The 24,469-nt window shown below is 40.4% G+C and carries 19 protein-coding genes; 12 read left to right on the top strand and 7 right to left on the bottom strand.

The features are described 5' to 3' along the window. Positions 1 to 14: 14 nt before the first annotated feature. A complete protein-coding gene (locus ACH30E_RS08735; RefSeq protein WP_294995381.1) occupies positions 15 to 1,274 on the bottom strand; it encodes a hypothetical protein in 1,260 nt (419 codons plus the stop codon). 228 nt (positions 1,275 to 1,502) lie between these two features. Here ACH30E_RS08735 and thrS point away from each other — a divergent pair, with 228 nt between their 5' ends. The 6 genes from thrS (at position 1,503) to ACH30E_RS08705 (ending at position 7,089) form a co-directional block, all read left to right on the top strand. Beyond that, a complete protein-coding gene (gene thrS, locus ACH30E_RS08730) occupies positions 1,503 to 3,440 on the top strand; it encodes a threonine--tRNA ligase (RefSeq protein WP_294995379.1) in 1,938 nt (645 codons plus the stop codon). 61 nt (positions 3,441 to 3,501) lie between these two features. Then, on the top strand, positions 3,502 to 4,092 hold the full coding sequence (infC, locus tag ACH30E_RS08725; protein WP_294995377.1) for a translation initiation factor IF-3: 591 nt from the start codon (positions 3,502 to 3,504) through the stop codon (positions 4,090 to 4,092). 247 nt (positions 4,093 to 4,339) lie between these two features. Beyond that, positions 4,340 to 4,540, top strand: a complete 201-nt coding sequence (rpmI, locus tag ACH30E_RS08720) for a 50S ribosomal protein L35 (protein WP_133475824.1) — start codon at positions 4,340 to 4,342, stop codon at positions 4,538 to 4,540. 87 nt (positions 4,541 to 4,627) lie between these two features. After that, a complete protein-coding gene (gene rplT / locus ACH30E_RS08715) occupies positions 4,628 to 4,972 on the top strand; it encodes a 50S ribosomal protein L20 (RefSeq protein WP_133475825.1) in 345 nt (114 codons plus the stop codon). Between the two features lie 148 nt (positions 4,973 to 5,120). Continuing rightward, entirely contained in the window at positions 5,121 to 6,551 is a 1,431-nt protein-coding gene (locus ACH30E_RS08710; RefSeq protein WP_294995374.1) for a type III PLP-dependent enzyme domain-containing protein, read from the top strand. A gap of 85 nt (positions 6,552 to 6,636) precedes the next feature. Continuing rightward, complete coding sequence (locus ACH30E_RS08705; RefSeq protein WP_490824479.1) at positions 6,637 to 7,089, top strand: hypothetical protein; 453 nt, start codon at positions 6,637 to 6,639, stop codon at positions 7,087 to 7,089. Between the two features lie 54 nt (positions 7,090 to 7,143). Here ACH30E_RS08705 and ACH30E_RS08700 read toward each other — a convergent pair whose 3' ends face one another. Beyond that, a complete protein-coding gene (locus tag ACH30E_RS08700; protein WP_490824478.1) occupies positions 7,144 to 7,557 on the bottom strand; it encodes an NUDIX hydrolase in 414 nt (137 codons plus the stop codon). Between the two features lie 70 nt (positions 7,558 to 7,627). Here ACH30E_RS08700 and pyrE point away from each other — a divergent pair, with 70 nt between their 5' ends. Together pyrE and ACH30E_RS08690 are read left to right on the top strand one after the other, a co-directional pair. Then, the gene (gene pyrE / locus ACH30E_RS08695) at positions 7,628 to 8,260 is read left to right on the top strand and encodes an orotate phosphoribosyltransferase (RefSeq protein WP_294995352.1); all 633 of its coding nucleotides are present in this window, start codon (positions 7,628 to 7,630) and stop codon (positions 8,258 to 8,260) included. Between the two features lie 135 nt (positions 8,261 to 8,395). Further along, positions 8,396 to 8,800, top strand: a complete 405-nt coding sequence (locus ACH30E_RS08690) for a copper chaperone (protein WP_294995349.1) — start codon at positions 8,396 to 8,398, stop codon at positions 8,798 to 8,800. 404 nt (positions 8,801 to 9,204) lie between these two features. On the opposite strand, the gene ACH30E_RS08685 is transcribed toward ACH30E_RS08690, so the two are convergent. Further along, the gene (locus tag ACH30E_RS08685; RefSeq protein ID WP_490824476.1) at positions 9,205 to 9,774 is read right to left on the bottom strand and encodes an LEA/WHy family protein; all 570 of its coding nucleotides are present in this window, start codon (positions 9,772 to 9,774) and stop codon (positions 9,205 to 9,207) included. A gap of 287 nt (positions 9,775 to 10,061) precedes the next feature. Between ACH30E_RS08685 and ACH30E_RS08680 the strand changes: the two genes are divergently transcribed. The 3 genes from ACH30E_RS08680 to ACH30E_RS08670 all read left to right on the top strand — a co-directional run bounded on the left by ACH30E_RS08680 (position 10,062) and on the right by ACH30E_RS08670 (position 15,824). Continuing rightward, positions 10,062 to 10,682: a WbqC family protein gene (locus ACH30E_RS08680; protein WP_490824475.1), complete on the top strand. Its 621-nt coding sequence runs from the start codon at positions 10,062 to 10,064 to the stop codon at positions 10,680 to 10,682. A gap of 100 nt (positions 10,683 to 10,782) precedes the next feature. Continuing rightward, a complete protein-coding gene (locus ACH30E_RS08675) occupies positions 10,783 to 14,460 on the top strand; it encodes a PKD domain-containing protein (RefSeq protein ID WP_490824474.1) in 3,678 nt (1,225 codons plus the stop codon). A 332-nt stretch (positions 14,461 to 14,792) separates the two neighbouring features. Next, positions 14,793 to 15,824, top strand: coding sequence for a PorP/SprF family type IX secretion system membrane protein (locus ACH30E_RS08670; protein ID WP_294995338.1), 1,032 nt, complete (start codon positions 14,793 to 14,795; stop codon positions 15,822 to 15,824). Positions 15,825 to 15,972: 148 nt separating this feature from the next. On the opposite strand, the gene ACH30E_RS08665 is transcribed toward ACH30E_RS08670, so the two are convergent. The 3 genes from ACH30E_RS08665 to ACH30E_RS08655 form a co-directional block, all read right to left on the bottom strand. Further along, positions 15,973 to 17,946, bottom strand: coding sequence for a M56 family metallopeptidase (locus tag ACH30E_RS08665; RefSeq protein WP_490824473.1), 1,974 nt, complete (start codon positions 17,944 to 17,946; stop codon positions 15,973 to 15,975). Next, the gene (locus ACH30E_RS08660; RefSeq protein ID WP_294995332.1) at positions 17,946 to 18,326 is read right to left on the bottom strand and encodes a BlaI/MecI/CopY family transcriptional regulator; all 381 of its coding nucleotides are present in this window, start codon (positions 18,324 to 18,326) and stop codon (positions 17,946 to 17,948) included. The genes ACH30E_RS08665 and ACH30E_RS08660 overlap by 1 nt, the downstream gene beginning before the upstream one ends. 167 nt (positions 18,327 to 18,493) lie before the next feature. After that, entirely contained in the window at positions 18,494 to 18,970 is a 477-nt protein-coding gene (locus tag ACH30E_RS08655; protein ID WP_490824472.1) for a hypothetical protein, read from the bottom strand. Between the two features lie 131 nt (positions 18,971 to 19,101). Here ACH30E_RS08655 and ACH30E_RS08650 point away from each other — a divergent pair, with 131 nt between their 5' ends. Continuing rightward, positions 19,102 to 21,936 (top strand): hypothetical protein, encoded by a 2,835-nt coding sequence (locus tag ACH30E_RS08650; RefSeq protein WP_490824471.1) that lies wholly within the window; start codon positions 19,102 to 19,104, stop codon positions 21,934 to 21,936. 57 nt (positions 21,937 to 21,993) lie between these two features. On the opposite strand, the gene ACH30E_RS08645 is transcribed toward ACH30E_RS08650, so the two are convergent. After that, positions 21,994 to 24,402, bottom strand: a complete 2,409-nt coding sequence (locus ACH30E_RS08645) for a sodium-translocating pyrophosphatase (RefSeq protein WP_490824470.1) — start codon at positions 24,400 to 24,402, stop codon at positions 21,994 to 21,996. Positions 24,403 to 24,469: the final 67 nt, after the last annotated feature.

The following is a 24,469-nucleotide window of genomic DNA, read 5'->3' as shown; positions in this document are numbered from 1 at the left end:
CTTTATAAACCGTGCTAATCGGGTTTATATTCTATAACGACTTTGGCATTTCTCTTCTCATTGGAAGTAAGGAATATCTCATACCTTTTTTTACCCGCAGTAATTACCATTAAAGCTGTATTTGGTGCTATTTCCCCAAGGTTTTCTGCTACCAGAATGAGTTCATGTCTTGATTGCTCATTTGAACAATCAATTTTTAAACGCAGGGGTGTATAGGTGAGTCTGCCATTGCTGATGACCAGTTTGTTATTATGGTAAAGTGAAATGGTATCGTTATCAATAGTGCCATTGTCGAATATCTCTACCACCAGGCTATGCTCACTTGTAACAATGGTTTTAACCAGGTTATTTTCTCTTTCCAGGAGTACTTTGGGTATTGGACCTTGAAAACTTGCAGGTGGTTTTTCCCATTTAACTATTGGTGTATCTGTTTTACGCATGGTAACCGTAGCTTCCTGCTTTTGTAAAGTGGAAGCTGCAGGCGGGGGTGGAGGCGTACTTGTTTTTGTATCCGCTACTTTGGTGTTATTGGTTTTTGGTGGATTAGTCGTTGTTTTTGTATTTGTTTTTGCAGGTGCTTTCTTTGTGGCAGCTACAGTATTATTTGTTTTAGCGGGTGTTTTTGTTGTGTTATTGGCAGGAGGCTTTATACTGGTTTTAACCGGTGCTTTAACAGTGTTGTCTTTCAGCGTGGTTTTCGGAAGTTCTTTTTTGGGTTGTTGTTTTGCAGGAGTGGTAACGGGAATAGTTTTTTTCTTAACCGCCGTCGTTTCCGGCTTTTTCTTCAATAAAAAAGGTTCAAGTTCGAAATCCGATTCTGTTACTTTTTCGAGATAAACTTTTCCGCTTCCGCAATCGGTCTTCTTTTTTTCGCTTACTGAACTAAATGTACCTTGTAATACTTCAAGTTTGCCAATTTTGGAATATTCGAGGTAACAGGTCATGAGACATGGCTCGCTTTTATCCCCAATTTTAAGCTCTTCAAGTCCGGTTTCTTTTAGGATTAGGTTTTTGGTTTGTACAGTAAAAATACCCTGCATGCGGGCTTTTCCATAAAATATGGTGCTCTTATAAGAGTAGGTAACACCTTTTACTCCGTTGTTCGCTTGCTGGTCGATCTGTACTTCATATTTATAAAATTCCTGGCGTACATCTTCTCTGTAAAGACCATTGGATGAACTGAAATAACCACGCCAGATACCGGTCAGGTTTTGGGCACCTGCGGCAAAAGCAACAACCAGTAAGAGAGGGGTTAGGGTAAACTTCAGTCTCATTCGTGCAAAACTACAACCGCAATATAGTGTATGCTGATAAAGAAGCGTTAAATAAGAGATAGGAGCTGTAAGCCACAAGCTGCAGGCTACAAGCTTCAAGAAAACAAGTAGCATAGTCGTAAAATGTATGGTTATTCAAAAGCTTGCGGCTTGCAGCCTGAAGCTTGTAGCTAAAAAACCGAGGCTTTTCCGTATTTTTGCATCCCTTAGAATTACAGCAAGTACCAGATGATCAACATTAGTTTTCCCGATGGGGCAGTAAGACAGTATGAAGCGGGTGTAAGTGCACTCGATATTGCTAAATCAATCAGTGAAGGTTTGGCCAGGAAAGTATTGGCCGCAAGTGTTAACGGACAAGTTTGGGACGCCACACGTCCAATTACGACGGATAGTGCTTTGAAATTATTGACATGGGATGATGCAGATGGTAAAAATACCTTTTGGCATTCTTCTGCCCACCTGATGGCAGAAGCGGTGGAAGCTATTTATCCTGGAGTTAAATTTTGGGTAGGACCAGCCTTAGACAAAGGCTTCTATTATGATATAGACCTTGGCGGTAATCATATTTCTGAAGAAGATCTGGTGGCGATTGAAAAGAAAATGAATGAGCTGGCCAAACAAAACAATCCTTATCAACGCAAAGAAATATCCAAGCCTGAAGCAGTAGCTTATTTCACCGAAAAGTCGGACGAGTACAAGCTGGATCTTTTACAGGGATTGGAAGACGGGTCTATCACTTTTTACTCGCAGGGTCAGTTCACCGACCTTTGTCGCGGACCGCATATTCCTCATACTGGTTTTATAAAAGCCATCAAACTCACCAATATTGCTGGTGCATATTGGAAAGGGGACGAGAAGAACAAAATGCTTACCCGTCTATATGGGGTAACATTTCCAAACCAGAAAGAGTTGGATGAGTACCTGTTGATGCTGGAAGAAGCTAAAAAGCGCGACCACCGTAAACTGGGTAAAGAGTTGGGTATTTTCACCATGGATGATGATGTGGGTGCGGGTTTGCCATTGTGGTTACCTAATGGTACTGTTATTATTGAAGAGCTGGAAAAGCTGGCCAAACAAACGGAAGAAGCAGCCGGATATAAGCGTGTGGTAACACCGCATATCGCTAAAGAGAGCATGTACCTCACCAGTGGTCACCTGCCTTATTATGCTGATAGTATGTTTCCACCTATGGAACTGGATGGTACCAAATATTACCTGAAAGCCATGAACTGTCCGCATCACCATAAAATATTTGATGCGGAACCAAAAAGCTATAAAGACCTTCCATTCCGTATTGCGGAATATGGTACCTGTTACAGGTATGAGCAGAGTGGGGAGTTGTTTGGACTGATGCGCGTTCGTTGCCTGCACATGAATGATGCGCATATTTATTGCAGCAAAGAACAGTTTGCGGCTGAATTTAGGGCGGTGAATGAGATGTACATCAAGTATTTCAAAATATTTGGTATCGATAAATATGTGATGCGCCTGAGTTTGCATGAACCAACCAAATTGGGAGCCAAATATGTAAATGAACCTGAACTCTGGAAAGAAACAGAGGAAATGGTTCGAAAAGTGTTGATCGAATCAAATATTCCTTTCGTGGAAGTGCCTGATGAAGCAGCATTCTATGGACCGAAGATCGATGTGCAGATTTGGAGTGCGATAGGAAGAGAGTTTACTTTGGCGACTAACCAGGTAGATTTTAATTCAGGCAACAAATTCAAACTGAATTATGTTAATCAGCATAACCAACCGGAAGTGCCATTGATTATTCACCGTGCACCATTGGGTACACATGAACGTTTTATCGGATTCCTGTTAGAACATTATGCAGGTAAGTTCCCGGTATGGCTGGCGCCATTGCAGGTAAAAATATTACCAATCAGTGATAAGTTTATGGATTATGCCAACCAGGTAAAAGACCAGCTTAAAGCAGTAGGTGTAAGGGTTGATATTGACGACAGAAGCGAAAAGATAGGTAAAAAAATACGCGACACTGAACTGAGTCGTGTACCATATATGCTGGTAGTAGGAGAGAAAGAAGCAGCAGAACAGCAGTTATCGGTTCGCAGGCAGGGTAAAGGTGATTTGGGGGCTCAGCCACTAAATGATTTTATCAGCATGATTCAGGAAGAAATTCTTCATAGAAAAAGCGGAGAATAATCTGAATACATAAATAGCTATATCTTTAACAACAAAACAATTATTCACTAAACAAGTTTTAATGGCATTACCACCAAGAGGGGGCGGAAGATTCAATCCCAGGTTTAACAGGCAACCGGAGCCTGAACATCGTATCAACGAAAGAATCCGGGTACCACAAGTGCGTTTGGTTGGCGACAATGTAACAGTAGGTGTATACTCTACTCAGGAAGCATTGAAAATTGCCCAGGAGCAGGAACTGGATCTCGTGGAAATTTCTCCAACGGCCGACCCTCCGGTATGTAAAGTAATTGATTATAAAAAATTCCTTTACGAGAAGAAGAAGAAAGAAAAGGAAATGAAGGCCAATTCCAAGCAGAGCGAGATCAAAGAAATCCGCTTTACGCCAGGTACCGATGACCATGATTTCGATTTCAAAGCAAAACACGCCGAAAAGTTCCTGAAAGAAGGAAATAAAGTAAAAGCCTACGTACAATTCAAAGGACGTGCCATCATGTTCCAGGACCGTGGTCAGCTCTTACTACTCAAATTCGCTGAACGATTAGCAGAAGCAGGCTCATTAGAGAGTATGCCTAAGCTCGAAGGAAAACGCATGTTCGCCATTTTTACCCCTAAAACGGGCAAGAAAAAGGCTGTAAAAACAGAGGAATAAGGAACAGAGAAACATCGAACAGAGTAAGTAAGTTGTTGTTTTTCAACTGATTATACTAAAAATACCGGTGAATTTCATCGGTATTTTTAGTATAATCAACTCCTCACTTTAAAATTCCTCTGTTTCTCTGTTCCTTATTCCTCTGTTTTCCTTACTTTTGCACTCCAAATTTTTCCCGTAAGGCTCAACAAGTGTCCCGTCTGTTCGGGGCCGCCAGCAGGGTGTAATCTTTAAGCAGATTATTAAAATGCCAAAGGTAAAAACAAACTCCAGCGCAAAGAAGCGCTTTAAGGTGACCGGTAGTGGTGAGATCACCTTCCAGAAAGCTTTTAAAAGGCACATCTTAACCAAGAAGTCTAAAAAACGTAAAAGAGCACTAAACAAGAAAGGTCTTGTTGGAGCACCTAACAAAGATTTCGTTCTACGCTTATTGCGTCTGAAAGGTTAATAAACCGCCATTTTCCCGGAAGGGAGTTCAAACCATTTAAAAACCACCGGATCCGCCCGAGGCGGACTGGAGCAAAAAAAAGATACTATGCCACGTTCAGTAAATGCAGTAGCATCAAGAGCCCGCAGGAAACGTATCCTGAAGCAGGCAAAAGGATTCTACGGTAAACGTAAAAATGTATATACCGTAGCCAAAAATATTGTTGAAAAAGGGATGACTTACAGCTATGTTGGCCGTAAGTTGAAAAAGCGTGAGTACCGTCAGCTTTGGATCGCACGTATTAACGCTGCGGTTAGAGAAGAAGGTTTAACCTACAGTCAGTTTATCAACAAACTGGCAGTTAAAGGAATTGACCTTAACCGTAAAGTGCTTGCAGACCTGGCTATGAATGAGCCAGCTAGTTTCAAAGCCCTGGTAAACTCAGTAAAATAATTGAGACAGGAGCCCTGATCAAAAAATATAACCGGGAAGTAACTTTACTTCCCGGTTTTTTTATTTGCAGAACTGTACAAAGAACTATTTTTGTAGTTTAATAAAAGGGTAATTTTCTGTTTACACTAAACAACCACTAACCCGGCTAATGAACAATACCTACACCTCACTGGTGAACCAGACCTTCCACTTCCCACAAGAAGGATTTGAAGTAAATGATAATGGCTACCTCCAGTTCAATGAACTCGATCTTAAAAAGATCATCGAAAAGTACGGAACTCCGCTTAAGCTGACTTACCTGCCTAAAATTGGTATGCAGATCAACAAAGCGAAAAAAATGTTTGCCGATGCTTTCAAAAAGCACAAGTATGAAGGCGAATATTTTTACTGCTACTGTACCAAAAGTTCCCATTTCTCTTTTGTAGTAGAAGAAGCACTGAAGCATAATATTCATCTGGAGACTTCTTACGCCTACGATATTGAAATCATCAATCGCTTATACCAGCGTAGAAAAATTAATAAAGAGACCTATATCATTTGTAATGGCTATAAACAGAAGTCGTACACTTCACGTATAGCCAAACTGATTAACTCTGGGTTTAAAAATGTAATTCCTATACTTGATAATAAAGAAGAATTACTGGCATACAAACGCAGCGTAAAACAACCATTCCGTTTAGGTATACGTGTGGCTGCTGAGGAAGAACCAAACTTCCCTTTTTATACTTCCAGACTGGGTATTCGCGCAAAAGATATCCTTGAGTTTTATGTTGATGAAATTGAAGGTAATGAGGAGAAGTTCCAGTTGAAAATGCTGCACATCTTCCTGAACAAAGGCATCAAGGATGATATTTATTACTGGTCTGAATTGAATAAAATCATCAACCTCTATTGCCAGCTCAAGAAAATCTGTCCGGAACTGGATTCAATAAATATTGGTGGCGGTTTCCCCATCAAACACTCGCTTGGTTTTGAATACGATTATCAATTCATGATCAATGAAATCGTAAGTAATATCAAGAAAGCCTGCAAAAAGGCGAAAGTGCCTATGCCGAATATTTATACTGAATTCGGAAGCTTTACCGTAGGGGAGAGCATGGCACATATTTACAGTGTACTGGGACAAAAAATCCAGAACGACCGTGAGTGCTGGTATATGATCGATTCATCTTTCATTACTACTTTACCGGATACATGGGGTATCGGTGAAAAGTTCCTCATGTTGCCTGTGAATAAATGGGATAATGAATACCATCGGGTCGTATTAGGAGGTATTACCTGTGATAGTCATGATTACTACGATTCAGAAGAACATATCAACGAAGTATTCTTACCCAAATTACAGAGTGCAGATGTTAAAGATGCAGAAATAAACAAAGAGCCTCTTTATGTAGGGTTCTTCCATACCGGTGCTTATCAGGATCAGATAAGTGGTTATGGTGGTATTAAGCACTGCCTTATTCCATCTCCTAAACACGTAATTGTAGAGTATGATAAGAATGGAAAATTGGTCGACTGGGTTTATGCCAAAGAACAAACCGCACAAAGTATGTTGAAAATACTGGGTTATCTCAGATAATATAAATCCCGCGACAGCGGGATTTTTTTATGAAAGGCTTTTAATAGCAAGTGCTTTGAATTACTTTAGTATCAAAATAAACAGCATGAAAAAAATCTTCCTGATCATTGTATTAATTGGAGCAGGGTATACCTCGCAGGCTCAGACGGCCACAGATTCTGTAAAAGCGGTAATCGATCAACTTTTTACAGCCATGCGAAATGCAGATTCTGCAACCATTGTAAATTGTTTCAGTGAAAACCATATCCTGCAAACCCTGGTACGTGATAAGGAAGGTAATATGTCTGCTAAAACGGATAAAGTAACAGATTTCGGACACAATATCGGCAGCTTACCCAAGAATGCCGCAGACGAAAGAATAACCTATGCTGCAGTTAATGTAGATGGACCACTCGCTTCTGTCTGGACTCCCTATAAATTCTATTTCAATGGGAAGTTTAGTCACTGCGGCGTAAACTCCTTCCAACTAATCAGGAGCAAACAAGGCTGGAAAATTCATTACCTGGTAGATACCAGGAGGAAGGATGCATGTGAGTAGTGTGATGTGAATTGTGAATTGTCAATTGTGAATAGGTTATTGACAATTCACAATTCACATTTCACTCATATTCACCACCTCCACAATAGTGTCATAACTATTTTCCAGTAATACTGGTAGCTCATGCTTGCTTACCCAGCGTATTAATTCGATATCTTCTTCGGTTTGAGGGATCAGGGGTTGGTTGCTGCTTGCTGACATGCGGTACCAGTGGGTTTCTTTGATAACGGTTTCATTCAGCCATTTATCAAAATACTGGTGATGTGTTATGCGCATAAATTCGCCCAATGTTATTTCAGTTAAACCGGTCTCTTCTTGTACTTCTCTTACTGCACAATCAGGGATAGACTCCCCCTCATCGAGCTTACCCTTTGGCAGATCCCATTTGCCACGGCGAAATATCATCAATAATTCATTGGACTCATTATAAACCAATCCGCCTGCCGCAACGATCGTTTTCATTTGCATAACCCAAATGTGGACTTAATTTTCAAATTTTCAAATTTCCTAATTAACTAATTGGGTTTACTTTCGCATCATGACAAACGAAAAAGCCGTTGCAGAAAAGCTGTTACAGGTAGCAGCCGTTAAATTAAGTCCGGAACAACCCTTTACCTGGGCAAGTGGATGGAAGAGTCCGATTTATTGCGATAACCGTAAGGTATTGTCTTTCCCCTATGTTCGCGACTTTATTAAAAGTGAGTTGTGTAATGTAATTTTTGAAAGCTTTCCTGAGGCGGAAATGCTGGCTGGGGTTGCTACTGCCGGTATTGCATGGGGAGCTATGGCAGCAGATCAATTGAAATTACCTTATGTATACGTGCGCCCAAAGCCTAAAGAACATGGAATGGGTAATCAGATAGAGGGTTTTTATAACCCCGGACAAAAAGTATTGGTAATAGAAGACCTTATTTCTACCGGAAAGAGCAGTCTGCAGGTGGTAGATGTGCTAAAAGCTGCCGGCGTTGAAGTAGTAGGCATGGTTTCAATATTTACCTATGGTTTTCCACATGCAGAGGAAGCATTTGCTAAATCAGGGGTTCCTTATAAATCACTGACTAATTATTCCAGCCTGATTAGTCTGGCAGTTGAAAAAGGACAGATATCTGCTGAATCAGAACAATTATTGCTGCAATGGCGGAAGGATCCGGCGGGTTGGGGGAGGGAATAATGAATATCGAATGACCAATATCGAATGATGAAGTGGAGGGATAGTGAAGTCTTAACATTTTTCTGTGCAGCCTATAGGGGTTTTTGAGTATCTCTTTTATAACCGGGCAATATCAGCGGATTTAAATGTGAAACAATGAAAAAACAGTTTTTATTTAGTCTTTTACTGATTGTTATCAGTATATCAGTAAATGCGCAGCAACCAAAGGCCGAATGGGTGACAATTAAGTCGCCTAATTTGAAATGTTGGGAGTGTAAGGAAGTCGTAGATAAATACCTTTTGCTCGAGAAAGGGGCAACGGATGGCGGCGTGATGCAATGGAAAATTAACCTTCTGCAAGGGGAGATAAAAGTACAGTTCCTGCCAGATAGAGCAAGCGCTGATGGAATACGTACTGCATTGAACAATGCTGGTTTTGATGCCGATAGTAGCAAAGCCACAGAAGATGCCTATAAGAAATTACCTCCAGCCTGTAAACGCTCAGAAGATGGCGGCGGCCCTCAGCCGAGAAAGCCTTGTCATGTGAAACCGATATTTTAGAGGGAGAGTCCGGGAGGACAAGACCGAAAGTCTGAGAGTCCGAGAGTCCGAAAGTCCGCGAGAAAGGTGGTTTGGAGGTGTTTATCCAAATAGCCCATCATCTTCCCGATATACTGACGAAGGAAGGGCGGACTTTCGTTTCATTGTTGTCCAGGGAAATTTAACTGCGAGCTGTAGGTGTCGCGTATGATGGAACACGGATCTTTATGATTTTCAAGATTTTTCATGATCGATCTTGAAAATCATGATAATCTGTGTTCTATTAATAACAGATAGTTCATTTCCGGCGACCATATATTTCTTTAAGAAATAGCTTTAAATTTTCCAGTTCGCAAGCACCCAGCAAAGCTTGAAGCTTGTAGCATGCAGCTTGAAGCAATACATTCGGTCATCGAACTACTCCTTCACAACCCTAACTCAATCTTATGCCTCGCTTCATAGTTGAAGGGAATGGTTTTAAAGAATCCTGCTTTGCCAACTCTTGTTGTGCCTTTTACGTTTACCAATACTTCTTTATTAAAGAGCACGGTTAGTATATTCTTAAATACGCCCTGCATATCAACCTGAATCCTTGAGGGAAGGATGAACTCTGCTCTGCGTTGTATATGCATGAGGGTATCGAGCTTGTATTTACCCAGGTAGTGGTTGTCGATATAGATATCACAATCTACTTTTCGCAAGTCCACCCCAAAGCCATTTGGGTTATAATAAACCAGGTCCATGGCCAGGGTAGATTTATCAAATCCAAGTTTTTCCAGTTTTACATTTTTAACGGCCCGGTAATCGAAGGCCTGTGGTTTCTGACAGGAAGCCAGAAGAATGAAAAGGAGGCAAAATAAGCTAAGGGTTCTCACAAGTTCAATTTGATGCAATATAAGTGATAAGCTAATCAGACATTTTCCATTTACATAATTCCCTAAATGTTTAACCAATCCTGTTAGATCATAGAATGGGGCTGTGGGTGTTTTGTGCATTTTGCCCTAATTGCCCTGTATTAACTTTAGGTGTTTAATAGGGTAGGCTGGGTGATGGAAATTGGGTGTGCGTGATGATTAATCCCCCCAAACCTTTACTATAATTATTAGTATTTACCTTGTTTTATCTCAAAGAATAATTACTATATTATTTAGCTGAATATTTATAGTATAAATATTTGATTAGTAATATAATATAATGTTTATTTGGTTAAAAAGTTTATTAAATTATGGAGTCAAATAAGCTTATTTAAAGTAATCCAATAAAAGAAAATAATTATCAATAAATGAGTCTTTTAATTATTGAATATCAATATTTTGGAACAGTTGATTATATTAAAACTTTGTTTCAATTTTCAAATATAAATTTTGAGGTATGTGAAAGCTTCCAAAAGATGAGTTTTCGTAATAGAATGGTATTGGCAGGGAGCAATGGACTGGTACATTTATCGGTTCCACTGGAGAAAGGGCGGGATCAAAAGCAGCTTTTGAAAGATGTTCGAATCAGCTATACTTTACCCTGGCAATTACAACATTGGCGTACCATTGAATCTTGTTATAACCGATCACCATTTTTTGAATATTACCGGGATTGGCTCGAAGCATTTTACCAGCGGCGACCTGTTTTTCTGCTAGACATGAATCGCGATTTGATGGAATGGTTGGTAAAGCAATTAAAACCAACTGCCCGGTTTAGTGAGACAACTGAATTTTTGCCTGCTTACCCAGCCGAGATTACTGATTACCGAAGCAAATGGTTGCCGAGGAACTTCCAGCAATCATCAAAGAATATCCACTATCAACAGGTGTTTGCTGACCGGATAGGTTTTCAGCCGAACCTCAGTATCCTTGACCTGCTTTTTTGTGAAGGACCGAATTCACCGAATTTATTGTCAGGCAACGTTTAATGGCAATAAATTATCTTTTCTCAAATAGGTTTTAGCCCTAATTTTAACCAGTAACCCAAATTCGGGTCATACTATAAGAAGTATGACCAAATAATCAGTGATGACTAAACTAAAACCGCTCCTGTTTTTTTGCTTCTGCATGTTCGCAACCTGTTTATTTGCACAGGAGTTTTCTAATAAGGGAAAGGAATTCTGGATTGCCTATCCTTCTCATATTGACGGAACCGGCTCTGTAATGGGGCTATATATCACTTCTGAAGTAAATACAACCGGAACAGTAAAAGTGGGGCCAACCACTACTTTAAATTTTACAGTTACCGCTAATCAGGTTACTCGTGTCTTCTTAGGTTCTGGTGCAGGTGTTGATGCCAGCAATTCAGATGTTTACCTGAACATGTCAGACGGAATAAAAGCTAATGCCGCTATTAAGGTAAACAGTAACGATCCGGTAGTGGTTTATGCGCATATCATCCGAAGTGCAAGAAGTGGGGCCAGTCTTATTATTCCCACTCAGGTTCTGGGGGCTGAATATATAGCACCTAATTATAGATCAACCTCAAGTAGTAATCCAAATAGTGGTGGTACGGTTGGAGGAGTTGGACAGATTACAGTTATTGCTACCCAGGATAATACCACTATTGAAATTACACCCACTGCAGCAGGTGGTTCAAGGGCGGTTGGTGTTCCATTCCAAATAACATTGGCTTCTGCGGGAGATGTATACCAGTACCAGGCAACAGTACTAACAGATTTATCGGGAACTAAAATCAGATCCGTGGCAGCAGGTGGCAGTAGTGGCTGTAAGCCTATTGCAGTTTTCTCTTCTTCTACCTGGAGTACTTTCGATTGTACGGGTGCAAGCGGAGGCGATAATATTTATCAGCAAATATTTCCCACACGGGCCTGGGGTAAACAGTTTGTAACGGCACCATTCATCAACAGGCCTTATGATATTTACCGGATTTTTGTCCAAAATGCATCTACCACAGTGCAGGTTACAGATAATGGTGTTACTACTACTTTAACTGCTGCTACATTTAATCCACTTGGAAATTTTTACAGCTATAATAGTGCTAACCCTATACAGATTCAGGCTTCAGAGCCTATATCAGTAGTTCAATATATCAGTTCACAATCCTGTAAAACAGGTTGTACTACTGGCTCGGGTGCAGCAACCAGTTGTTTGGCTGACCCCGAAATGGTTATCCTTAATCCGGTTGAACAAACCCTGAATGATATTACCTTCTTCTCGGCGCACAGAAATTTTGTGCCTTCTGGTCAAACTCAGGTACAACTACATTACGTAAATATAATCATCAGTAAAAATTATATCAGTTCAGTAAAAATTGATAATGCCCCTGTGTCGGGGTTTATAGATATTCCTGGTACTAATTACAGTTATCTGCAACAAGACCTATCGGCTTCTTCAGGAGTAAATCCTGTGCACAGGGTTACTGCAGATACTGGCTTTTCGGCAATTGTATACGGGTATGGAAGTGTTGAATCTTATGGATATAATGGAGGTACTAACGTGAAAGATTTTAGTCGTCAGGCTACATTTGTAAATCCATATTCACGTATCGATTCGGCTGTTACCTGCGTAAATACACCGGTTAAGTTTTCCATTCCTTTATCCTTTCAACCAACTTCCATCCGGTGGGATTTTTCTGCTGCACCGGGTATTAGTCCAAATGCAGGCATCGGTCCAAACAATGCTCCGGTAGCCGATAGCGTGCCGGTAGTAAATGGACAACAGGTATATTATTACAGCACCGGACAAACATTCACTTTTAGTACAGCCAATACCGCTGCAGTGCGTGATACGATTAAATTATATACTACTTCCTCAACACCTGATGGGTGTGGCAGCACTGATCAGGTTTATACCATTCCTGTTAAAGTAAACGGAAAGCCCAGTTCAGATTTTACCTGGACACATTCCGGTTGCGTGAATGATCCGGTGAGTTTTTCAACTCCCGCCAACTCGGGTGTACGATGGTTATGGGACCTTGGAAACGGTTCGAATCTAGATATAACGACCAGTTTATTAGGTGCAGTTTTTAACCAAGCAGGTGTATTCAATGTGAAACTCAGAACGATTTCAGATATCGGATGTATCTCGGAAGAAACAACCAAACCAATATCTATTACCTCAAAACCGATAGCTTCTTTTACTGCATCTCCCATTTTGTGCCTGAATACAAGTGTGGGCTTTACAGATGCTTCTACCTCACAGGTAGGTACCATTACCAAATGGATTTGGGACCTCGATAATGGGGCAGGGCCGATAACGGTAAACAGTAATGCAGCTCAAACTATTCAATACAATAGTACAGGTATTAAAAATGTTAGTTTACAAGTAGAAACAAGTACAGGCTGCAAAAGTGATGTATTCAAACCTTCTACGGCAGTTTTCATTCATCCTTTACCACAACCTGGATTCATACTGCCTGAAGTGTGCCTGAACGATGCATCAGCCCAATTTATTGATACCAGTAAGATAGCAGACGGTTCAGAAGCGCAGTTTACCTATCTCTGGAACTTTAATGCAGCCTCGCCTTCGGTTAGTCCAGGACCAAATATCTCCAGTAGTACCCTGAAAAATCCATCCGTTAAGTATAATAAATCAGATAATTATACCGTGTTGCTGCAGGTAACCTCAAAAGACGGATGTATCAATACTGCTTCACAAACATTTACCGTAAATGGTTCTGTTCCTAAAGCAGATTTTGAAGTACAGCAGAATACAGTGCTTTGCGATAAGGTTCCTATTCTTATTCAAAATAAATCAACCGTAGATTTCGGATCCGTTACCAAATCTGAAATTTACTGGGATCGTGTTAACCTGCCAACACAGGTGCAAACAGATGATAATCCTACAACCAATAAAGCTTATACGCATAAGTACGTATCGAATAATGCAGCCGGACAGGATTTTACCATTAGAATGGTTTCTTATTCGGGAGGTAATACCTGTGTGAGCGAGGTAAGTAAAACGATAAAAGTACATCCAAATCCAAAAGCGGCATATAGTGTTAATCCAGCAACCGTTTGTTTTGATGAGCCTGTATCTTTTACCGATCTGTCAGCTAATGCATCATTAGCTCCACCGGTTCGATGGGAGTGGGATCTTGCAAAGGGAATAAATTCTACTATCCAAAACCCCGTAAGGGCCTATCAGGATTCTGGTGTGTTCAATACCAGCTTGTATGTCTTTAGTGCCGCAGGTTGTGGGAGTGATACTGCAACAGCAAGTTTTACCGTATATCCATTACCGGTATTAATAATGGGTACTAAAAGTACCGCAGTGCTGGAAGGGGGAGAAACCCAGTTGAAACCTTCCTTTGTTTATGGTAACCAATTGAGTTATTTATGGACTCCACCGAATTACCTGAATAAAGACACTGCTTTCTCTCCCATAACAAAACCACTGGCAGATATCAGATACACTTTAACCGTTACCGGAGAAGGTGGCTGTACAACAAGCGATACCATTTTTGTAAAACTGTTGAAGTCATTGGAAATACCCAATGCATTTTCACCGAATGGTGATGGCATTAACGATACATGGAACATAAGGTTTTTAGAAAGTTATCCTGGTGCAACAGTGGAAGTATATAACAGGTATGGACAAATTGTATTCAGATCTCAGGGATATAGCAAACCCTGGGATGGTAAAGTGTCTGGTTCGCCTTTGCCGATAGGCACCTACTATTATATCATCAATCCGAAAAACAATAAACCCCAGGTAACAGGATCAATTACCATTATACGGTAAGAGGGGAATAAAGATGGATGATAGCTGATGGTGGATGTCGGATTTGTAGGGATGGTGCCGGCTGAGAAAGGAATTGTACCATTGATAACGTTCAGTATGTTAAACCGGATGTCGATTGGTGGTGAATTAGACTTATTAGTATATTTTTAAAATAAATAACGGCTTTTATGGAGGGAATGAGGAGGTGTTAGGTACTAGGGACTAGGTGTTAGGTATAAGGGATAGTATTGGGTTTTAGTACCTTATTATTTACCCAGCACCTATTACCTAGTACCTAACACCTAATCCCTAACCCCTAACCCTCCATACAACTGTTAATAGCACAGAATAATATGAACTGTAAAGTGAGATATTGGCTTGGTTTTTTCATAATGGTATTACCAATATTGGTAAAGGCGCAACAGCGTCCTTACTATACGCAGTATATCATGAATAATTATATCATTAACCCGGCTGTGGCAGGTATTGAAAATTATTGGGATGTAAAAGCATCACACCGTATGCAATGGGTGGGTATTCAGGATGCTCCGGTAACTACTTACCTCACCATTCATGGTCCACTTAAAAAAGATGATTTCGGCTGGGAAACGGCTACTAGCATACGCGCTCGTGGCGAAAATCCGAGAGGACAGGCTTACTGGCAAAGTTATCGTGCCGCAGAACCGCACCATGGAGTTGGGTTTACTATGCTGAACGATAAAACCGGACCATTGAATCGTTTTGCAGCCTTCGGAACCTATTCTTATCACCTGGGACTTTCAAATACAACCAGTCTTTCGGCAGGTATTTCTGCCGGTTTTTCCAATATGAGTCTGGATGCATCTAAATTAAATTTTGGCACCACCGTTGTCGATCCTGCAGTGGCGAGCAGTGGTATGATTAACCAGATCAGACCCGATATAAGTGCAGGTTTGTGGTTGTATTCAAAGGATTATTTTTTAGGATTAGCTGCGCAACAGATCGTCCCACAAAATGTAGCTTTTTCTAACAATACCGTTTATGTAGAGAAGGGGAAACTGGTACCACACTTATTCTTTAGCGCAGGTTACCGGATGCAATTATCAGACGATGTTAGTCTGTTACCCTCAACTTTAATCCGCTACGTATCTCCATTACCCGTAGGCTTTGATGTAAATGCAAAATTCATGTACCAGGATCTCTTATGGGTAGGAGGTTCTTATCGCTACCAGGATGGTTTTGCAGGAATGGTAGGCATCAATGTGAGCCACAATATTAATATCGGGTATTCTTACGATCTACAAACTTCCCGTCTGAATACGGTTAGTAAAGGAACTCATGAAATTCTTATCGGCTTTCAGTTGGGCAATAAATATGGCGATTGGTGTCCGAGGAATCTTTGGTAAGGAAAGAGGCTTCAGGCTGCACGCCGCAAGCTGCAAGACTTGATTTGTGCTTTTTAAAGGCTTTCTGCTATTAATTGAATTCAGATTATCAAGATTTATCTTGATAATCATGATAATCTGCGTTCCATCCTCGCTAAGATAATGATCCTCAAATCCTGGCTTTCTTTTTTTGTTGGAGTAATAGTTCCCTGAATTTTTCCAGTTGTTTATTAAAGCTGCTGTCTGTTTGATTTGATTGCTCAAGCTCCAGTTTGCGGATGAGTAATTTTTTTACCTGGTCCGCTAACCATTGGTTATAGAGTGTTTCCGTATCTATCTCTAAATGGTTCACAGGAATTAATGGGGTTGCAGTAATTTCTTCTTCTACTATTTCTTTTTGTTCTTCTACCTTAATTTTCTTTTTCTCAACCTGCTTTTTCTCTTTCTTTTTCTCAATCGAATTCTCTGTTTCTTCTGCAGCATCAATTTTAATATCAAGTCCATCAATGATGTTTAAAAGACCAGATAACTCTATTATCTGACTAAAATTTTTATCGAGTTTTAATTTTTGAATTTCTGTGATGGCTTTTTCAATTCCTTTTTTCATTTCTTCCTGACCCTGCTTAAAAGGAATGGCGGTTTTAAGTTTGCTCATGGCATCTTTGGCTTCCTCGAAATCAAGCTCCATCTTTTTAAGGGAAAGTTTCATTTCTTCTTTGGCTTGTTTCCTTTCTGCCAGGGGAATGGAAAGGGTATCAATAGATTGAATAGCCGTTTTCATTTCTGTTTTTGCTTTTTCCAGTTCGGCTAGTTCTTTTTTCCATTCGTTTTTATCTTTGAAAAGTTCAGTATTCAATGTGGTATAAGCATCATTTAAAACCACTGGTATATCCTGAATAGCCTGCTGTACTTCTTTACTGTTAAGTGAAGCGCGAATTTCTTCTTTTGCTTTTTGCAGGTTATCCTGCATTTCGGCTTTGAGTGTTTTTGAAAGGAAAAAAGCAGGATTGAATAGGGGATTGGTAACTTTTACTGCCATAGGTTCAACCGTAACGGGTTGAATATCTACTGCATTGTTTTGTTGTTGTAATGAGTCATTAACCTGCGAAATATTTGCTTGCTTAGGTGCGTGTTCAGGATTTAGCCAGGCGATTGAACTTAATATTCCGGTTACCAGTAAAAAGGCAAGTAATTGTCTGCGGTAATTAAAAACCTGATCCCGACCTCCAATCATTCTTTTTACCCTTGTCAGTAATTCATTTTCATTTGAGCCCTTGGCTGCCATTGCAAATACTGGTGTTGCCTGCAATTGAGCAATACGCAATAAGGCTTCAGCATAGGTGCTTGCACTGTATTGAAATTGTAATACCCAATCGTCACAACTATTCTCCCTTTCTTTCCTGATCTGCTTGCTCATTAATTGGGTAAATGGATTGAAGAAAAGGCTGATCTCGGCCAATGATAGTATAATATTCACCAGATAGTCGTAACGCTTGATATGAGCCATTTCGTGCAATATCACGGCTTCAAGTTGTGAAACGGTTAGGTGATTTATGCTTGCAATTGGTACAAGTATCAAAGGTTTTAAGAATCCTACAGTAAGTGGGGTGCTTATTTTTTCAGATAGAAAGATGGAGATTTCTCTTTTGATACCTAATTGTTGAGCAGTATTCTTTACAAATAAGCGCCAGTCAACAGGTATTTTACTGAGCCCTTGCTGTTTGATCTGAAGAGTATATCGATATCCGATAAACCAACGGGTACAGAGCACCACCATTAAAAGCAGATAGGCAACAGAGAGATAGGGGAGCAACTGTTCACCCCTTAACATCCATTCAATAACCTGAGAACGTATGCCTTGTCCTTGAGGCACAAGTGTTGCAATCGTTTTACTGTCTAATCCGCTTCCTTCAACCAGAAGTAAACGGCTATATTGGTTATGATAGAATTGTAGCGTAAAGACGAACCATATAAATCCCATGAATTGCAGGCATACTGCGAGCAGGTATTTGTGGGCCGCGGAAGGTTTCAGTACAGAGGAAATGAGTAAATAAAGAAGCCATAAGAATGCCATTTGCCATAAACTGTTGGCAATGGAATACCCCAGTGCTTGTAAAAAGGCCGACTGAAACAAAGATTGCATCAGGATTGCTTTTTCAGGTTATCTAACATTTTTTGGATTTCATCCAACTCCTCTTTGTTTGGCGTTTGGTTACCCAGCGCTTGCATCACAAGTTGACTGGAAGAGCCGCCAAATAAGGAACTGATCATTTTTCCGACGATTTGTTGCTGGGTATTTTCCCGGCTGATATTAGCACGATATATATGTGTTTTGCTGCTATCATCGCGTTTAACGATACCTTTTTCAAACATTATCTGCATGAGTTTGAGGGTGGTTGTATAGCCCGCATCCTTATGTTCACTCAGAATTTCATGAACCTCTCTGACTGTAGCGGTACCCTTATCCCACAAAACCCTTAAAATTTCAAGTTCACTTTCCGTTGGTTTTATATGTTTGACCATGCTTTACGATTTTATTCGTAAGCAATTTACGACAGAAATCGTATACGAGGGGTGAAAAATTTGTTAAACGGGGGGAGTGAATTGTCAATGGTGAATAGTGAATAGATTGTTTTGGTGGTTGTTTACCTTAACAACCACATTGACCATTCACCATTGACAATTCACCCCTAACTCTTTACCCTCACACTCACCCCATAACTCGCAATCTTCTTAAACCTTAATTGCTCATTTTTTATACTTGCCCTGTAATATGGGTTGAAGTTTCCTTTTTTGTCGGGGAAGCCAAGGGTACAGGAGAAAGGTTGGTTATCGGCCTGTATTTGAACGGATGGTTCAATACCAATATTAGGTATGTTGATGGAATCGGTGATTCGGATTTCTTTGTATTGTATTCTAACCAGGTACTTAAACCGGTTTTTGGTTTCGTATACTTCAACGGCAAATTTCCAGTTATTGAGTTCATCCGGCACTTTCTGGTAATGACTGGCCACTGGCGATTTTTGAACAACCGATCTGGTTTCACTGATGGTATCAGCTTTCTGAATTATAGGTGGATTTTTCACTTCAGACTCTACTGGTTTATTTTCACAAGCGGTAAAAACAACTACTATTAATAACAAGTAATTGGCGATTCTTGCATTCACGATTTTCCGGTATTTATTGTTATATATTGGTAAATTAATATATTTTGCTTGTATTTCTCAAAATGGCTTTATACTTTTATTACACCCCTCTGATTTCTCCCCCCGATTTTAATTAGCCGTAAAACCTTACCATGAAGTATTTAATTACATGGATGCTGCTGCTTTGCATAGCATCGTCCGGATTATCTCAATCAGCAAATTCACGGGGAAACGCTCTGCCACTAAGAAATGCTTATGAAACAGCCAAAGCATTATATGCAGCGGATATTTCTCCTAAAAAGCTGTCAGACTCGGTAAGACAACAATTATTGGGTAGCCTGATCTGGTATGCAGACCTCCAGGATGCACAAGGCGATTTGTATGATCAGTTATTAGAAAAATTAAAAAAACCATATCCTTTATTAGACCGGGTGAGGAATAAGTTGTCTGACAGCCTGATTAAGTTCGCAAGATTTTTCGAACTCGATTCAGCAACCGTTATTCAATCTGCCGCTCATTTACCAGATACAGTGCAGCAATCACTAAAGACCATAAAAAGTTTGTACATAAAAAAGAATGCTGATTATGTTGCGGTAAAAACTGCTTACCGAAGCTTTACTGCAGACTTACGTACAACAAGTGCGGTTTTGGTATTACGCAGGCAGCAAACCATTTTCTCTTTTGACAGTCTGGCCAGACTTCAACCAGATACCAATTCTCGCAATAACATAAAGGTTCAGGCAGCAGATTCCGTGCAATCTTTAGAGAATGCTATTCATTTAGTAAACCAACAATACGATTCAGCAAGGGCAGAATTTCTTTCCCTTGAAAATGGCTTCAATCAATGGAAGACTATTGTATTGCAACAGTTAAAGGACCAGCGAAATACCCTTCTTAGTTTCTTATTTCATATCAGTGGGATTACTCAACAACCCGGAAGAGAGGGTTTGAGTTTTGAAGATGCACTGAATTCGTTTAACCTGAATACATTGCCGGATATTCAGAAAGTGATTTCCGAAGCAGAATCAGCGTATAAAGTAGCTTTCAGACTACCCTCAGAAGCAGAAATGATCAATGCACTGGCCATTTATCTTGCGAACAGAATTAAACAGGAATCTGTGATGTGGTTTTTTGAAAAAATTACCCAGAATGCCAACAGATATGAACTCCTGAACCTGTTTTTTCCTACAACAATGAAATTATTGCAAGGGAACGAAGTATATGAGATTCCCAACCTTGGGGCTCAATGGCAATATGCGCTATCAAAAGACTTTATGCAGATGCCAAAAAATGTACTCAACAGTGCCTGGCTTGCAAAACGATGGCCCGAAGCAGCAACCTATGCTGCCTATATTACCGGGGTTTGTGATTTTGCTGAGCTGATTGTAAAAAGATATAGTTACCGCGACGCTATTAAGGCATTATATCTTTCAACTCCACCTGTTCCCGCTGTATTGGATTCTGTTTCAAACAAGCCAGTGTTTCAGGATTATATTACCCTACTTTATGCCATCAATACAGAAATGTTTGTAATAGATAGTGCCAATCGGATTCGTTTACTTTCCTATGAGGATTTACGAAACATGAACAGAACAGAAATGGAAATCATGCTTGCATTGCTTGATCTTAAATATAAAGCGGTATTCAGTAAGTTCTTTAAGGGGATTAAACAAATCGAAGGTCAAACCATTGTACTTGATGTTGAACGTATGCGCCGGTTATTGGGAAATATCAGAACAGCTATTGCTCAGGTAGAAAAAATCGGCACAGAATATCAGGAAGAGCAGAAACGGTTACAGCAAAATGGACAAAAAGACTGGTTCTATAGTACTTATAATATGTGGGGCGCCGTAAACCAGGTGTTTAGTGTGTTGAACAGCCTAGATAGTCAGATTGTTCGACCATCTGTATCAGAACAGGCTATGAAGGCATTCGGTTATGGAACACAGGTTTTTGAAATTTATAACCTGGTTACCAAAAAGAATTTCGCAGGGGCAGTTATGAACACGCTGTCACTCATTGATACCCTGTTTTATGAATCAAGACCCGGGCATCAGTTTACCATTGATTTAAAAGATTTGCAGAATGAATTTCTATATGCATCATCTTATCTAAAAGATTCTATACTAAGAAATACAGCACAGTATGCCAAAACTTTGCTTTATCGATACGATACCACCAATCAGGCAATCAGCTTTGAGAAGAAAAGTCCTGCCGCAGCCTTATTATTCGATAAAGACCGTCAGGCCATACAACTCATCAGAAAATTAAGCGGCTTCCTGAATGATGCGGCGTTGGCGCAGAACGATAAGCAACTGGCAAAAGTAGTAGAGTCTTATGCCATGCCTGTTGGCTCTTATAAGCGTAAGCGTAATAATTGGTGGTCGGTTGATTTGAATGCTTTTGCAGGTGTGTACGCTGGTTATGAATGGACAAAAAGACAACAATACGATACTGGCAGAATGGCCAACAGCAGGAGTGGGGCCGTATGGGGTTTCTCTGTTCCGATTGGTATATCACTCAGTAAAACTTTTGGTAGAAAATGGCGTTCAGGAAAAAGAGAATTTGATGCGAATGGCGGGTTCTTTCCCGACGACTATATCCGCAATCCTGATAAGGTGAAAATTAAAAGAAATCATTTGTATAACAGAACCGGATGGACACTAACCATTACAGCCAGTGTCATCGATCTTGGTGCTCCTGTTTCTTACAGGTTATTTCAATCAAGTGATACCACCATCGGCCAGAGCTTTAAATGGGCGCAATTGATTAGTCCTGGTTTGCATGCAGCATTGGCATTACCTGGAAGTCCATTTACCATATCTACAGGCATACAATACACCCCACAATTACGTAAATACCAGGAAGCAGGCAAGCCCAATGAACAACAGTTTAATAGCACAAGGGTCTATTTGGGATTGATGTTTGATTTGCCTTTGTTTAATTTTTGGGAAAGAAAACATATTGTTTATAGAAAGAAATCATAAATATAAAAGAGAAGGGCCCCGATTACCGGAGCCCTTCTCTTTTATCAGTAATAAATTTTATTGTTTTTTCACATCAACCTTAATGTTCAAATTTTCTTTGCCATCAAGATAGATAGAAAATTGTTTAGCTACATCTTCTGAAAGTTCTTTTCCATCAACAATGATCTTACCATTTTTGATTTCTAACGATACATTATCCGGCATGGTTAAACCAGCATTTTTAATTGCTGCAATCAGCTGGTCGATGTTTTCATCGGTGCTATTTACAGTAAGGCTTGCAGATTCGCCACCATTGCTTGCTTTAATTTCGATTCTTTTCTCAACTGTGTGAGTACTATTTGATGATTCACCATGCAATTGCGCAAGTGTAGGTGCAATTACCAGTGATACAATCGACATCAGTTTAATCAGGATGTTCATTGATGGACCAGAAGTATCTTTGAAAGGATCACCTACGGTATCACCCGTTACAGATGCTTTATGTGGTTCAGATTTTTTATAGAACATTTCGCCATTAATCTCAACACCTTTCTCGAATGATTTTTTCGCATTGTCCCATGCACCACCTGCATTATTCTGGAACATACCCATCAACACACCACTTACAGTAGCACCTGCAAGGAAACCACCCAATGCTTCCGGACCTAAAAGGAATCCGATGATCAAAGGAGAAACAATTGCGATTGCACCCGGCAGCATCATTTTTTTGATGGATGCTTCAGTAGAAATGGCTACGCATTTATCGTATTCAGGTTTACCAGTACCTTCCATGATACCAGGGATAGAACGGAACTGGCGACGAACTTCTTCCACCATTGCCATCGCTGCTTCACCAACTGCACGTATAGCGAGAGAAGAGAATATAAATGGTATCATAGCTCCTACGAATAGAGAAGCCAGCACTTTTGCTTTATAGATGTCGATACCTTCAATTCCTGCTACTCCTACGAAAGCTGCGAATAGGGCAAGTGCAGTAAGGGCTGCAGATGCAATGGCAAAGCCTTTACCAGTTGCTGCGGTAGTGTTACCAACGGCATCTAATACGTCCGTTTTCTCACGTACATCTTTAGGTAATTCGCTCATTTCAGCAATACCACCAGCATTATCTGCAATTGGACCAAATGCGTCAATCGCTAATTGCATAGCAGTTGTGGCCATCATACCTGCTGCGGCAATTGCCACACCGTATAATCCTGCACACTCATAAGAACCCCAGATACCACCAGCTAATACCAGGATAGGGAGGAAGGTAGACTCCATACCTACTGCTAAACCACCAATTACATTGGTAGCATGACCGGTAGAAGATTGACGAATAATAGACATTACCGGACGCTTACCCATTGCGGTGTAATACTCGGTAATAATACTCATCAATGTACCTACGGCCAAACCTACCACGATGGCACCAAATACACCATTACGGGTAAAATCGTGACCACGGAGGCTCATCGTTTCAGGTAAGATATAATATACAAGACCTGCACAGGCTGCTGCGGTTAATACAATAGAACCCCAGTTACCCATATTCAGGGCTCTCTGAACATTCGCTGTATTGATACCTGCTGAATCACTCACGCGTACAAACCAGGTACCTACAATAGAAAAAAGGATACCTACGCCTGCAATCAGCATAGGCAGCAGGATAGGAGCATATCCCCCAAAATTATCTGTAGAAATGGTTTCTTGTCCAAGTACCATGGTAGCAAGAACAGTAGCCACATAAGAACCAAATAAATCGGCACCCATACCTGCCACGTCACCTACGTTATCACCTACGTTATCGGCAATAGTTGCAGGATTACGCGGATCATCTTCCGGGATACCAGCTTCAACTTTACCAACCAGATCAGCACCAACGTCGGCAGCTTTGGTGTAAATACCACCACCCACACGGGCAAATAAAGCAATAGATTCAGCACCCAATGAAAAACCGGTTAATACCTCAATGGTGCGAAGCATTTCTTCTGAATTGGCTGCTGCTTCAGGAGCAAATATTTGTTTGAGGATCAGGTAAACACCACCCAAACCTAATACAGCCAAACCGGCAACACCAAGCCCCATTACAGCACCTCCTGTAAATGATACATTCAATGCTTTAGATAGACTTGTTCTTGCAGCCTGCGCGGTACGTACGTTTGCTTTGGTAGCAACTTTCATACCTATATAACCTGCAACGGCACTACAAACGGCTCCGAGTACAAAGGCCAACGAAATAGACCAATGTGAATGCGGGTTACTGCTTGCCATTACACCCAGTAAAAGGGCCACGATCACTACGAAATAGGTCAAAATTCTCCATTCTGCTTTCAGGAAAGCCATGGCACCTTCAGCAATATAATTGCTGATCTCTTTCATGCGGTCATTGCCCGCATCCTGTTTTGAAACCCAATTAAACTTCAAAAAAGTGTAGAGCAATCCTACAACCCCCATCGCCGGAACGGCATAAAACAAGATTTTGTCCATAATCAGTTTGTCTGGTAATGTTTATATTAAAAGTCTGCAAAAATAGGGGTAAAAGGGTAAAAAAAAC

It is taken from the genome of Sediminibacterium sp. FW305-C-61, from assembly GCF_058231065.1.
Note: the sequence above shows the minus strand (reverse complement) of the source record. Positions and strands in the feature narration are given on the sequence as shown.

What these genes read in the sequence shown, in the direction of transcription:
- ACH30E_RS08735 (WP_294995381.1), bottom strand. Translation starts at nt 1,274, where the DNA reads ATGAGACTGAAGTTTACCCTAACCCCTCTCTTACTGGTTGTTGCTTTT.
- pyrE (WP_294995352.1), top strand. Translation starts at nt 7,628, where the DNA reads ATGACAAACGAAAAAGCCGTTGCAGAAAAGCTGTTACAGGTAGCAGCC.
- rplT (WP_133475825.1), top strand. Translation starts at nt 4,628, where the DNA reads ATGCCACGTTCAGTAAATGCAGTAGCATCAAGAGCCCGCAGGAAACGT.
- ACH30E_RS08690 (WP_294995349.1), top strand. Translation starts at nt 8,396, where the DNA reads ATGAAAAAACAGTTTTTATTTAGTCTTTTACTGATTGTTATCAGTATA.
- thrS (WP_294995379.1), top strand. Translation starts at nt 1,503, where the DNA reads ATGATCAACATTAGTTTTCCCGATGGGGCAGTAAGACAGTATGAAGCG.
- ACH30E_RS08645 (WP_490824470.1), bottom strand. Translation starts at nt 24,402, where the DNA reads ATGGACAAAATCTTGTTTTATGCCGTTCCGGCGATGGGGGTTGTAGGA.
- ACH30E_RS08665 (WP_490824473.1), bottom strand. Translation starts at nt 17,946, where the DNA reads ATGCAATCTTTGTTTCAGTCGGCCTTTTTACAAGCACTGGGGTATTCC.
- ACH30E_RS08680 (WP_490824475.1), top strand. Translation starts at nt 10,062, where the DNA reads ATGAGTCTTTTAATTATTGAATATCAATATTTTGGAACAGTTGATTAT.
- ACH30E_RS08710 (WP_294995374.1), top strand. Translation starts at nt 5,121, where the DNA reads ATGAACAATACCTACACCTCACTGGTGAACCAGACCTTCCACTTCCCA.
- ACH30E_RS08675 (WP_490824474.1), top strand. Translation starts at nt 10,783, where the DNA reads ATGACTAAACTAAAACCGCTCCTGTTTTTTTGCTTCTGCATGTTCGCA.
- infC (WP_294995377.1), top strand. Translation starts at nt 3,502, where the DNA reads ATGGCATTACCACCAAGAGGGGGCGGAAGATTCAATCCCAGGTTTAAC.
- rpmI (WP_133475824.1), top strand. Translation starts at nt 4,340, where the DNA reads ATGCCAAAGGTAAAAACAAACTCCAGCGCAAAGAAGCGCTTTAAGGTG.
- ACH30E_RS08705 (WP_490824479.1), top strand. Translation starts at nt 6,637, where the DNA reads ATGAAAAAAATCTTCCTGATCATTGTATTAATTGGAGCAGGGTATACC.
- ACH30E_RS08685 (WP_490824476.1), bottom strand. Translation starts at nt 9,774, where the DNA reads ATGCACAAAACACCCACAGCCCCATTCTATGATCTAACAGGATTGGTT.
- ACH30E_RS08670 (WP_294995338.1), top strand. Translation starts at nt 14,793, where the DNA reads ATGAACTGTAAAGTGAGATATTGGCTTGGTTTTTTCATAATGGTATTA.
- ACH30E_RS08650 (WP_490824471.1), top strand. Translation starts at nt 19,102, where the DNA reads ATGAAGTATTTAATTACATGGATGCTGCTGCTTTGCATAGCATCGTCC.
- ACH30E_RS08660 (WP_294995332.1), bottom strand. Translation starts at nt 18,326, where the DNA reads ATGGTCAAACATATAAAACCAACGGAAAGTGAACTTGAAATTTTAAGG.
- ACH30E_RS08700 (WP_490824478.1), bottom strand. Translation starts at nt 7,557, where the DNA reads ATGCAAATGAAAACGATCGTTGCGGCAGGCGGATTGGTTTATAATGAG.